The 12,701-nt window shown below is 60.0% G+C and carries 10 protein-coding genes; 2 read left to right on the forward strand and 8 right to left on the reverse strand.

Annotated elements, in window-relative coordinates; genetic code table 11:
* Positions 1-172: 172 nt before the first annotated feature.
* The 8 genes from GIW48_RS07565 to amaB form a co-directional block, all read right to left on the reverse strand.
* Positions 173-940, reverse strand: a complete 768-nt coding sequence (locus GIW48_RS07565; RefSeq protein WP_017136080.1) for an SDR family oxidoreductase — start codon at positions 938-940, stop codon at positions 173-175.
* Positions 941-1,760: 820 nt separating this feature from the next.
* A complete protein-coding gene (locus GIW48_RS07570) occupies positions 1,761-2,477 on the reverse strand; it encodes an ABC transporter ATP-binding protein (protein ID WP_017136079.1) in 717 nt (238 codons plus the stop codon).
* A complete protein-coding gene (locus GIW48_RS07575) occupies positions 2,474-3,349 on the reverse strand; it encodes an ABC transporter ATP-binding protein (protein WP_017136078.1) in 876 nt (291 codons plus the stop codon). Before GIW48_RS07575 ends, GIW48_RS07570 begins: the two co-directional genes overlap by 4 nt.
* Positions 3,346-4,623, reverse strand: a complete 1,278-nt coding sequence (gene livM / locus GIW48_RS07580) for a high-affinity branched-chain amino acid ABC transporter permease LivM (RefSeq protein ID WP_017136077.1) — start codon at positions 4,621-4,623, stop codon at positions 3,346-3,348. The genes GIW48_RS07575 and livM overlap by 4 nt, the downstream gene beginning before the upstream one ends.
* 2 nt (positions 4,624-4,625) lie before the next feature.
* Entirely contained in the window at positions 4,626-5,540 is a 915-nt protein-coding gene (locus GIW48_RS07585) for an ABC transporter permease subunit (protein ID WP_017136076.1), read from the reverse strand.
* A 249-nt stretch (positions 5,541-5,789) separates the two neighbouring features.
* Positions 5,790-6,926, reverse strand: a complete 1,137-nt coding sequence (locus GIW48_RS07590) for a branched-chain amino acid ABC transporter substrate-binding protein (RefSeq protein WP_099548106.1) — start codon at positions 6,924-6,926, stop codon at positions 5,790-5,792.
* A gap of 374 nt (positions 6,927-7,300) precedes the next feature.
* Complete coding sequence (amaA, locus tag GIW48_RS07595; RefSeq protein WP_017136074.1) at positions 7,301-8,584, reverse strand: L-pipecolate oxidase; 1,284 nt, start codon at positions 8,582-8,584, stop codon at positions 7,301-7,303.
* Positions 8,585-8,740: 156 nt separating this feature from the next.
* Positions 8,741-10,231, reverse strand: a complete 1,491-nt coding sequence (gene amaB / locus GIW48_RS07600) for an L-piperidine-6-carboxylate dehydrogenase (protein WP_017138439.1) — start codon at positions 10,229-10,231, stop codon at positions 8,741-8,743.
* 153 nt (positions 10,232-10,384) lie between these two features.
* Between amaB and GIW48_RS07605 the strand changes: the two genes are divergently transcribed.
* Both GIW48_RS07605 and pncB read left to right on the forward strand, forming a co-directional pair.
* Positions 10,385-11,272 carry a LysR family transcriptional regulator gene (locus GIW48_RS07605; protein WP_017138440.1) on the forward strand — a complete coding sequence of 296 codons (888 nt, stop codon included), beginning with the start codon at positions 10,385-10,387 and terminating at the stop codon, positions 11,270-11,272.
* A gap of 214 nt (positions 11,273-11,486) precedes the next feature.
* Entirely contained in the window at positions 11,487-12,701 is a 1,215-nt protein-coding gene (gene pncB / locus GIW48_RS07610) for a nicotinate phosphoribosyltransferase (RefSeq protein ID WP_017138441.1), read from the forward strand.

Below are 12,701 nucleotides of genomic sequence, written 5' to 3' on the forward strand. Positions count from 1 at the left end.
AAGACAGCCGAGAGATGCGGGGACGGGGAGGGCTGCGGCCCGGGAGAGCCGCCAACGCACGAAATATAGAACCGGCGGCTACGCCGTCGGGCGGGAGCAAGCTCCCTCGCCACAACAACAACAACAACAACAACAACAACAACAACAACAACAACAACAACAACAATCAGTTTCAGCCCTTGGCCCCACGCTCAATCGCAAACCCAGCCCAGGTCTGGCTCACCGGCATCAGCTCCAACCGGTTGATGTTCACGTGCGCCGGGGTATTCATCACCCAGAAGATCGTGTCGGCAATGTCCTGCGGCTGGATCGGCTCGGCACCGGCATAGGTCGCGTCATAACGCGCCTGGTCACCGCCAAAGCGCACCAGCGAGAACTCGCTCTCACACAGGCCTGGCTCGATGTTGGTCACGCGCACGCCAGTGCCTTGCAGGTCGCAACGCAGGTTCAGCGAGAACTGCTTCACGAACGCCTTGGAACCGCCATACACGTGGCTGCCCGGGTACGGGTAGTTACCGGCGATGGACCCCAGGTTGATGATGCCGGCGCCACGGCCGTGGGCGATCAGGCGCGGCAACAGCAGGTTGGTGGTGGTCAGCAGGCCTTTGATGTTGGTGTCGACCATGGTTTCCCAATCGTCGAGGCTGCACTTGGGCGCAGGGTCGGTGCCCACGGCCAGGCCGGCGTTGTTGATCAGCCCGCGCAACTTGGCGAACGACGGCGGCAGGTTGGCGATGGCCTCCTCCATACCCTTGCGGTCACGCACGTCCACCACCAGGCCATGCACTTCGGTCTGCTTGGAAAGCTCTTCGACCAAGGCATTCAAACGGTCAGCACGACGGCCGGTAAGCACCAGTTTCCAGCCAGCGTCGGCAAAACGACGGGCGCAAGCTTCGCCAAAACCAGAGGTGGCGCCAGTAATAAACAGCGTGTCGGACATGGTGTTCTCCTTGCGGGCATCGGAAAAAAACAGCCAGCAGAATGCCCTTACGCCGCGATTGCAGCAACCGCTAAGCGCATAACTTCATACACGACTGGTTGTTTTTTGATCACTTCAGGCAAAGCCTTATAGAACGTGGCGTGCAGCCATATGCACGCAGGTTATCCACAACTGCGCCCACAGTCTTTGGGGGCAAGTGTAAAAAGCGCCAAGCCGCTCTATACAAGGCTTGCAGGCGATTTCAGAAAGTTTTTTGCTTGACCTTGGCCAAGGCGTATGTAGCCCAATGGCAAGAGGGAAAATCCGAACGATGGCTCCAGGCCAGTCATTCCGGCCTCTGCGGCCGTCTTTCCAGAGTTTAGTCACAGACTTATCCACAGGCTGTTCCGACATAAATCAGTCATATACCTGTGTCTTTAAACAGGTTGACAAAGCCCTCGGCAGGCCAGCAAAAACCGGCTGATCAATAAACAACCACCACGCTGCAAGCCACGGTTTTAAAGGCTTGCAGCCAGCTACTCCCACGTTACCCACAGCCGGTTCCACAGCGGATGGGGACAAGTCAAAACTGTGACAAAACAGGGATTTGCGGCGGCTATATGTCGCGCTTTGGAGGTGGGCTGGATTTGTTTTCCACAATTTGGCGGGAGCACTGAAAACACCCCAAAAACACCTGTGGGAACCGTTTCATGTGGGAGCTGGCTTGCCTGCGATGGCATCTCCTCGGTCTACCTGAAAGACCGAGGTGCTTGCATCGCAGGCAAGCCAGCTCCCACAGAGAGCCGGTTCCCACATGGGGTTATTGCGTCAGGCCTTTAGATCAATGCCCGCCGAGGTAGGCGTTGCGCACTTCCTCATTCACCAGCAATTCCTTGCCGGTGCCCGTCAGGCGAATCTCGCCGTTGACCATCACATAGGCCCGGTCCGACAGGCGCAGCGCGTGGTTGGCGTTCTGTTCCACCAGGAAGATAGTCATCCCGGTGGCGGCCAGCTCGCGCAGTGTGGAAAAGATCTGCTTCACCACAATGGGCGCCAGGCCCAGGCTCGGTTCGTCCAGCAACAGCAGTTTGGGCCGGCTCATCAGCGCGCGGGCGATGGCGAGCATTTGCTGCTCACCACCGGACATGGTCATTGCGCGCTGGGTGCGCCGCTCCTTGAGCCGAGGGAACAGCTCGAACATGCGCTGCATGTCTTCCTGCGCATACTTGTCACCAATCGGGATGGTGCCCATCAGCAGGTTTTCCTCGACGGTCATGTCGGGGAACACCCGCCGCCCTTCCGGCGACTGCGCAATGCCGTTGGAGGCGATGTAGTGGGACGACTTGTGGGTAATGTCGACGCCGTTGTACAGAATTTGCCCGGACTCGGCGCGCGGCTGGCCGAAAATCGACATCAGCAGCGTGGATTTACCCGCGCCGTTGGAGCCGATCAGGCTCACGGTTTCGCCTTCGTTAATGTGCAGCGAGACTTTTTTCAGGGCCTGGATCGGGCCGTAAAACACGTCCAGGTCCTTCATTTCGAGGATAGGTGCACTCATACCAGCTCCTCTTCGTCTGCGCCCAGGTAGGCGGCAATCACTTTCGGGTCGTTGCGGATCGCGTCCGGGCCGCCTTCGGCGATCACGTTGCCGTGGTCGAGCACCACGATGTGGTCGGAAATACTCATCACCATGCCCATGTCGTGTTCGATCAGCACCACTGTCAGGTCGTGTTCGTCGCGCAGCAGGCGAATCATCGCGCTGAGGGCTTCGGTTTCCTGCGGGTTGAGGCCGGCTGCCGGCTCGTCCAGGCAGATGATCTGCGGCCGGGTGCACATGGCGCGGGCGATTTCCAGGCGGCGTTGCTGGCCGTAGGAAAGCTCACCGGCCAGGCGGTTGGCGCAGTCCACCAGATCCACCACTTCCAGCCAATAGAAGGCGTGGTCGAGAGCATCGCTTTCGGCCTTGCGGTAGCCCTTGGTGTTGAGGATGCCCGCCAGCATGTTGCGGTTGACCCACATGTGCTGGGCCACCAGCAGGTTTTCCAGCACCGACATTTCCTTGAACAGGCGAATGTTCTGGAAGGTCCGCGCCAACCCTGCGCGGTTGACCAGGTGGGTGCCGCCGAACATCTTGTAGTACACGCGGCTGAAGAAGCTTTTTGGCGACACAAAGTCGACGGCCTTGAAGCGCTCGCCGAGCAACTGGATCACGTTGGTCTGCTTGCCACGAATGTTCAGTTCGATCTTGCCGCCGCTGGCTTTGTAGAAGCCGGTGAGGCAGTTGAACACCGTGGTCTTGCCCGCGCCGTTGGGGCCGATCAGGGCGAAGATCGAGTTGCGTTTGACCTTGAGGCTCACATCGCTCAAGGCCTTGATGCCACCGAAGTGCATCATCAGGTGTTCCACGGAGAGGACGACTTCTTTGCTCATGGCGCCACTCCTTTACGTGGGGTCACACCGGTTCGGCTGATGCGGATCAGCCCGCGTGGCCGCCAAATCATCATCACCACCATCAACACGCCAAACAGCAGCACACGGTACTCGGAGAAGCTGCGCAGCAACTCCGGCGCGACGGTCAAGACGAACGCCGCAATCACCACACCGACTGTCGAGCCCATGCCGCCCAACACCACGATGGCCAGGATCAGCGCAGACTCGAAGAAGGTAAACGACGACGGGTTGACGAAGCCCTGATAGCTGGCAAAGAACACCCCGGCCAGCCCCGCAGTCGAGGCCCCGATGGTGAACGCCGAAAGCTTGACCAGTACATGGTTCAGGCCCATGGAACGGCAGGCGATTTCATCTTCGCGCAAGGCTTCCCAGGCGCGGCCCACTGGCATGCGGGTCAGGCGGTGCTTGATGTACAGCACGGCCAGCACCACCAGGAACAGCACGATGTAGATGAACATGAACTTGATGTTGGGGTTGTAATCGATGCCGAAGAACTCGTGGAACGGAATCCCGCCATCCTTGGCCTTGCGCCCGAACTCCAGGCCGAGAAAGGTCGGCGAAGGCACCGGCATACCGTTGGGGCCACCGGTGAACGACAGCCAGTTGTTGAGCACCAGGCGGATGATCTCACCAAAGCCCAGGGTCACGATCGCGAGGTAGTCACCGTGCATTCGCAACACCGGGAACCCGAGTATGCAGCCCGCCAGCGCGGCAGCGATGGCCGCCAGGGGCAACACACTCCAGAAGCCCAGGCCCAGGTATTGATAACCGAGCGCCAGGCCGTAGGCGCCGATGGCGTAGAACGCCACGTAACCCAGGTCGAGCAAACCGGCCAGGCCCACCACGATGTTCAGGCCAAGGCCGAGCAACACGTAGATCAGCCCGAGAATCACCACGGTCAGCAGGTACTTGTTGGCGAAGATCGGGAACACGATCGCGATCACGATCAGTGCCGGGATGATCCAGCGCAGCCGCGATTTGTAGTCCGGCGGCAACACGTGCACGCCGGAGCCACTGCTCTCGAAACCCTGCAGGATCTTCACGCCCTTGGGGGTTTGCAGGAACAGGCTCAAGGCAAAGCGCCCGGCCATCACGATGGCGACCAACGTGGCCACCCGCGCAGGCTCGAGGTTAAAGCTATACCCGTCGAGGACCACGCCGACAATCGGACCGAACACGATCAACGAAATCAGCCCGGCAAGGACCGTATCGACCACACTTTTCTTGATATCGATAGATTTGGCAGCAGACATGTTTACACCTTAGCCACGAGTGGGCGACCAAGCAGGCCCTGAGGACGGAAGATCAGAATCACCACCAGCAGGGAGAAGCTGAACACGTCTTTGTAGTCAGAGTTGATCAACCCCGAAAACAACGACTCGGAGATACCCAGGATGATCCCGCCCAACATCGCCCCAGGCAGGGAGCCGATGCCGCCGAGTACCGCTGCGGTAAATGCCTTGATGCCGATGATGAAGCCGGCATAGAAGTCGAAGGTGCCGTAGTTGAGGGTGATCAGCACGCCGGCCAGGGCGGCCATGGCGGCACCGATGACGAACACGTAGGAGATCACGCGGTCGGTGTTGATGCCCAGGATCGAGGCCATCTTGCGGTCTTGCTGGGTGGCGCGGCACATGCGGCCGAGCTTGGTGTATTTGATGATGTAGGTCAGCAGGCCCATGCCGAGAAACGCGGCCACCAGGATAAACACCTTGGTGTAGGTCAACTGCACGAAGCCCGTGCCGATATCGACGCGCCAGGCGCCGGCCAGCAGGGTTGGAATGCCTTGTTGTTTCGCGCCCTGAGCGATCTGCGCATAGTTTTGCAGGATCAGGGAGATACCGATGGCGCTGATTAACGGTGCCAGCCGGGTGGAGTTACGCAGCGGTTTGTAGGCGACACGCTCGATGACCCAACCGTACACGCCGGTGACGACCACGGTGAAGATCAGAGTGCCGAGAATGAGCAGCGGGAAGGATTCGATGCCGAAGTAAGCCAGCAGTGCCAGACTGATCGCCGCGAGGTAAGCGGAAATCATATAAACCTCGCCGTGGGCGAAGTTGATCATGCCAATGATGCCATAGACCATTGTGTAGCCGATGGCGATCAGGCCGTAGACCGACCCGAGGGTCAGGCCGTTGACCAGTTGCTGCAGGAAAATACCATCCATAACGCAATCTCACGCGGTGAGCACCTGCACACGGTTGAGTGCGCGGCGCTTCTGGAGGAAAAGACAGATATCGATATCAACACCACTCCCTGTGGGAGCGGGGCCCTGTGTGGGAGCTGGCTTGTGTGGGAGCTGGCTTGCCTGCGATTGCATCACCTGGGTATTACTGAAGTACCGAGGTGCCTGTATCGCAGGCAAGCCAGCTCCCACAACAAGCCCGCTCCTACATGGGTTCCGTGGTGCTTGTTCTTACTTCTGCTTTTCCAACTGGTGGTATTTGCCGTCTTTATCCCACTGGTAAACCACGTAGTCGGAGATTTTCAGGTCGCCCTTGGTATCCCAGGCTTTTTCGCCCATCACGGTTTTCACCGGGTGAGCCTTGAGCCACTTGGCGGCGTCTTCGCCCTTGTTGGATTTGGCGCCGTTGAAGCCAGCCGCCAGGGCCTGGATCGAGGCGTAGGCGTACAGGGTGTAGCCTTCTGGCTCAGTGCCGTTTTTACGGAACTCTTCCACCACGGTTTTGCTGTCTGGCAGCAGGCGCGGGTCGGCGCCGAAAGTCATGTACACACCATCCACGTATTGCTTGCCGCCAGCGGTGGCCACCAGTTCGTCGGTCACGACACCATCATCGGACATGAACTTGACGTCCTTGAGGCCGGCTTCACGAATCTGGCGAACCAGCGGACCGGCTTCCGGGTGCAGGCCGCCGAAGTACACGACGTCCGCACCAGTGGAGCGGATTTTGGTGACCAGCGCGCTGAAGTCTTTCTCGCCACGGGTCAGGCCTTCTTCCAGCACCGGCTTGACGCCGCGCTTGGTCAACTGGGCAGCAGTAGCGTCGGCCAGGCCTTTGCCGTAGGTGTCCTTGTCGTTGATGACCGCTACTTTTTTGCCTTTGAGCACGTCGACGATGTAGTCGCCGGCCACGATGCCTTGCTGGTCGTCACGCCCGCACATGCGGAACACGGCGCTCAGACCACGCTCGGTTACCTGTGGGTTGGTGGAGCCCGGGGTAATCATGATGATGCCCGCATCGGCATACACTTCAGACGCCGGGATGGTGTTGGACGAGCAGAAGTGCCCGACCACGCCGATCACTTTGTCCTGGTCGGCCAAGCGGTTGGCCACGGCCACGGCTTGCTTGGGCTCACAGGCGTCGTCACCTGCCACCAGTTTGATCTGCTCGCCGTTGATGCCACCGGCCTTGTTGATAACATCGGCTGCCGCCTGGGCACCCTTCATGTACTGCTCACCGAAAGCTGCGTTGGCGCCCGTCATCGGGCCTGCCACGCCAATCTTCACATCAGCTTGAACAAACGCAGAAACACCCAACGCCGCTGCAACGGCGAGGGCCAGAAAACCTTTCTTGTAAAACGTCTGGGACATGAGTGGTGCTCCGAGGTTTTTGTTTATTGGCACTACGAATTCGCGTCAAACTTTCACAGGAAAGCCCAGAGCAAGGCGCGTGCCATTACTTTTTTATTCTTCAAAAAGACACGGTGTCATTGTTATTACAGGCGTTTCGACTCCCTTTGCCAGTACGTGCAACCGTCTAGCATCGAAAGGTGCAACCAATGAATCCAAAAAGTACAACCCTGGCAGGTCGCACCTGCAACCGGATGCCTAAACGACAGTTCCTACAGCTGTAACAATGTGCGTAACGGAACTGCACATTTACAGTGCGTGATTGCTACGACTTGCACCAATACAGATTAGTAGCCTGCTAAGAAGATGCAGGCTTTTGACAGGTATTTCGCTGATCAGACCACGATCCGCAGGCATTGCCCGGCGTGATACAGCGAGAACCCCGCTTCATACAGGCAACTGCGCAGGCCCACTCCGGCGAGCGGTTGCATCGGCGCAAACGGGATCGGCAACGCCTGGGGATCCTGGTGACATAAGTAGTCGGCAAAGGCCTTGCCCACCACACTGCCCGTGGTCACGCCGCGGCCGTTATAACCGGTGACGGCGACCAGACCGGGGGCCGGCTCGAACAGGCGCATCAGGTGGTCCGGGGTGAAGGCGATGCAGCCGGTCCAAGTGCATTCCCACTGCACCGATTTGAGGTACGGGAAGTAATGCTGCTGCACCCGATCGGCCCACGCCTTGAGGAACCACGTCGGTTTCTGGTTGCCATTGCCCAGGCTGCCGAGCAACAAGCGGCCATCCGCGTCGCGGCGGATGCTGCTTAACACCTGGCGTGTGTCCCACGAGCCCTGCCCGCCGGGGAGGATATGTTGCGCGGCTTCGTCCGTCAGCGGGGCCGAGGCGACCTGGTAGTAGTAACCGGGAAAGAAGTTGCGCCGCAGCTCGGTCCATTCGCCTTCGGTATAGGCGTTGGAGGCGATCACCACTTGCGCCGCCTGCACTGAACCCTGGGCGGTCTGCACCGACCAGAGTGCACCTTGGCGTTCAAGTTGCGTGACCGGCGAATGATCGAACAGTTGCCCGCCAAGTCCCACAGCCGCATTCGCCAGGCCAGTGGTGTAGGCCATTGGGTTCAAGGTGCCAGCGCGCCGGTCCAGCAGGGCGGCGGCGATCTTTTTGGTGCCGGTGGCCTGTTCGCACGCCTGGCCCGTCAGCAGCTCGACGGGGGCGCCACGGCGCTTCCACTGTTCTTCGCGACTGCGCAAATCCGCCTCGCCACGGGCGTTATGCGCCATGTGCAAGGTGCCCTCACGGCGCAGTTGGCAATCAATCTTGTATTTGTCGATCAGGCTGAACACCAGCGACGGCGCCGCGCCCAGCATGCGGTTGAGCTGGCTGCCCACCGCTTCGCCGAAACCCGCTTCGATCTCGTCCGGCGGGATCCACATACCGGCGTTGACCAGCCCGACGTTACGCCCCGAACCGCCATGGCCGGTGCGATGAGCCTCCAGCACGGCGACGCTTTTGCCTTGCTCCAGCAGGTGAATGGCGGCCGACAAGCCGGTGATACCGGCACCGATCACGCACACATCAACCTTGACCTCGCCCTTGAGCGCGGCGCGATCGGGCCGGCCTGGGGTGAGTTGTTCCCATAAACATGTTTCGCGTAGTGCCATTGCCAGACTCCGATGAGACCCAACAAACAACTATTGTTCTGAATTGCAAATGAGACCAAATGTGGGAGCTGGCTTGCCTGCGATAGCGGTGTATCAGCCACCACCGCTATCGCAGGCAAGCCAGCTCCCACATTGATCCCACTTCGACTTGGGGGATCAGTCGAAGGTGATGCCTTGGGCCAAGGGCAGCTCCAACGAGTAGTTCACGGTATTGGTCTGGCGACGCATATACCCGCGCCATGCATCCGAACCCGACTCACGCCCACCACCGGTCTCTTTCTCACCACCAAACGCGCCACCAATCTCCGCGCCGCTCGGGCCGATGTTGACGTTGGCGATGCCGCAGTCACTGCCCACCGCCGACATGAACTGCTCGGCTTCACGCACGTCGGTGGTGAAGATGCACGAGGACAGGCCTTGCGGCACGGCGTTATTCAGGCGCAAGGCTTCGGTGAAGTCGCTGTAGCCAACCACATACAGAATCGGCGCGAAGGTTTCGGTACACACCACGTCACTTTGCTCGGGCATCTCCACAATGGCCGGCGACACGTAGTAGGCATTCGGGAACTTGTCTTCCAGCTGGCGCTTGCCGCCGAACACCTTGCCGCCTTCGCTCAAGGCTTGCTCCAGGGCGTCCTGCATGTTCTCGAAGCCGTGCTTGTCGATCAGCGGGCCGATCAGGTTGCCTTCCAGCGGGTGGCCGATGCGCACTTTGGAATAGGCGGCTTTGAGACGGGTAACGATTTCTTCCTTGACCGACTCATGGGCGATTAAACGGCGCAAGGTGGTGCAACGCTGGCCGGCAGTGCCGACGGCGCTGAACAGAATGGCGCGCACGGCCATGTCGAGGTCGGCGCTTGGGCCGAGGATCATCGCGTTGTTGCCGCCCAGCTCAAGGATGCTGCGGGCGAAACGTGCGGCGACTTTCGGCGCCACTTCGCGGCCCATGCGCGTGCTGCCGGTGGCGCTGATCAGCGCAACGCGCGGGTCATCCACCAGCGCCGCACCGGCGTCACGGCCGCCAATGATCACTTGGCTGAGGTAGTCGGGGGCGCCGTCGAACTTCTTCAGTACGCGCTCGAACAATGCCTGGCAGGCCAAGGCGGTCAGCGGGGTCTTTTCCGAGGGTTTCCAGATCACCGCGTTGCCGCACACCAGCGCCAGCGTGGTGTTCCACGCCCACACGGCGACCGGGAAGTTGAAGGCGCTGATCACGCCGACCACACCCAGCGGGTGCCAGGTTTCACGCATGTGGTGGCCTGGGCGCTCGGAGGCGATGGTCAAGCCGTACAACTGGCGGGACAGGCCCACGGCGAAGTCGCAGATGTCGATCATCTCCTGCACTTCACCCAAACCTTCCTGGGTGATCTTGCCGGCCTCCCACGACACCAACTCGCCCAGGTCGGCTTTATATTCGCGCAATACATCGCCGAACTGGCGCACCAGCTCGCCGCGACGCGGTGCCGGCACCTTGCGCCAGGCCTCGAATGCATGCTCGGCGCGACTGACCTGCTGCTCCACTTCAGCGGCACCTTCCCAGTGCACACTGCCGATACGGCTGCCATCAATCGGCGAATGCACGGGCTGTTTACCCGACTGGTACAGCGCCGGGTTTACCCCGAGACGGTCAAGCAATGCGGCAACCATGGGTCACTCCTTCAAACTCAAACAGAAAATTCGCGCCGCCACAGACACGGCGATCCAGACCTTATTTGTAGCTGGCCCAAGACTTGCCAACAAACGACGATTAGGCGAGATATCATTCCGTTTACTCATGCAAAGAATAAAAAGAGGCGTGCCGTGCTGAATAAAAGACATTTGCCCTCGATCACCGCCCTGCAGTGTTTCGAAGCCGCCACCCGCCACCTGAGCTTCACCCGCGCTGCCGAGGAACTGAACCTCACGCAAAGCGCGGTGAGCAAGCAGGTCGCGCAGCTGGAAGAATTGCTCCAACACCTATTGTTTCGCCGGGTGCGCCGCCGCTTGCAGATGACCCCGGCAGGGGATTTGTACCTGGTGGAAGTGCGCAAAATCCTCACGCAAGTGGAGATGTCCACCCACTACCTGCGCTCCTACGGCGGCGAGACCGAAGTGCTGCGCGTGTCCACGCCCTACACGTTCGGCGCGCGCTGGCTGGTGCCGCGCCTCAAGGGCTGGCGTTTGCGTCACCCGCAGATCCACCTGGACCTGTGCAACGAGCAGGAGCCGGACGAACTGTTGCAAGGCAAGGCCGACATGGCTTTCTACTTCGGCCAGCGTTCACGGCCGGGCACCGAGAGCCTGAAACTGTTCAGCGAAGAGTTGGTGCCGGTGTGTGCGCCAGAGAGCTTGCCTGCGCAGCCATTCACCGACCCCACGCAACTGAGCAACCTGGTGCTGCTGCAAAACGCCTCGCGACCGCAAGGCTGGCATGACTGGTTCGCCAGCCAGGGCTACCAGACCGAGCACAGCTACCACGGGCCGCGTTTTGATACCTTTTATATGTGCATTCGGGCGGCGCAGGTCGGCTGTGGCGTGGCCTTGTTGCCGCGCTTTCTGGTGGAGGAAGAGCTGGCCGAGGGCAAGCTGGTGATTCCCTGGCAGCATGCGATGCCCAGCCAGGATGCGTATTACCTGGCGTATCCCGAGCATTCGGCGGAGGTGCCCAAGGTGCGTGAGTTTGTGAAGTGGATGATGGAGCAGGTTTAGCTCTTTTTGGGCTGCACCACCGCTATCGCAGGCAAGCCAGCTCCCACCTTTGGAATGCATTTCAAGTGTGGGAGCTGGCTTGCCTGCGATGAGGCCAGTGGCCGCACTGAAAAAATCACTGGCAAAACCCTACAGGTCTATGCGCCACTAGCACCCTTCCTTAATTGTGCGTAAAGGCCGGCGCCCATCGCCGACCCGTCTGGAGATTCCCGTTATGAGCGAGAGTGTGTTTGCCGATCGCATCGTGCAGAACTTGCTCGACACCGACTTCTACAAGTTGACCATGATGCAGGCGGTGCTGCACAACTACCCGAACGTGGAAGTTGAATGGGAGTTTCGTTGCCGCAACAGTGAAGACCTGCGCCCGTACCTGGCGGAAATCCGCTACCAGATCGAACGCCTCGCCGAGTTGAGCCTGAGCCCCGACCAGTTGGGCTTCCTGGAACGCATCAGCTTTATGAAGCCGGACTTCCTGCGCTTTCTGGGGCTGTTTCGCTTCAACCTGCGCTATGTGCAAACCGGCATCGAGAACGGCGAGCTGTTTATCCGCCTGCGTGGGCCGTGGCTGCATGTGATCCTGTTTGAAGTGCCGATGCTGGCCATCGTCAGCGAAGTGCGTAACCGCTACCGCTACCAGACCGTCATCCTCGAACAGGCCCGCGAACAGCTGTACCGCAAATTCGACTGGCTGTCCGCCAATGCCAGCAGCGAAGAGCTCTCGGAGCTGCAAGTGGCCGACTTCGGCACCCGCCGGCGCTTCTCGTACCGCGTGCAGGAAGAAGTGGTCAGCGTGCTCAAGCACGACTTCCCCGGGCGTTTTGTCGGCACCAGCAACGTGCACCTGGCCCGCGAGTTCGACATGAAACCGCTGGGCACCATGGCCCACGAATGGATCATGGCCCACCAACAACTCGGCCCGCGCCTGATCGACAGCCAGATCGCCGCCCTCGATTGCTGGGTACGCGAATACCGTGGCCTGCTCGGCATCGCGCTGACCGACTGCATCACCACCGACGCGTTCCTGGGCGATTTCGACCTGTACTTCGCCAAGCTCTTCGACGGCCTGCGCCACGACTCCGGTGACCCGATTCAATGGGCCGAAAAAGCCATCGCCCACTACCACAAGCTCGGTATCGAGCCGATGAGCAAGACCCTGGTGTTCTCCGACAGCCTGACGCTGCCCAAGGCCCTGGAGATTTTCCGCGCATTGCGCGGTCGCATTAATGTCAGCTTCGGTATCGGCACCAACCTGACCTGTGACATTCCGGGTGTTGAACCGATGAGCATCGTGCTTAAAATGACCGCCTGCAATGGCCAGCCCGTCGCGAAAATTTCCGATGAGGCGGGCAAGACCCACTGCACCGATCCGAATTTTGTCGCCTATTTGCGTCACGTTTTTAAAGTACCTGCCCTTTCCAGCAAGGAGTGA

The sequence above is a fragment of the Pseudomonas sp. PA-6-3C genome, from assembly GCF_021605825.1.
GTDB lineage: Bacteria > Pseudomonadota > Gammaproteobacteria > Pseudomonadales > Pseudomonadaceae > Aquipseudomonas > Aquipseudomonas edaphica.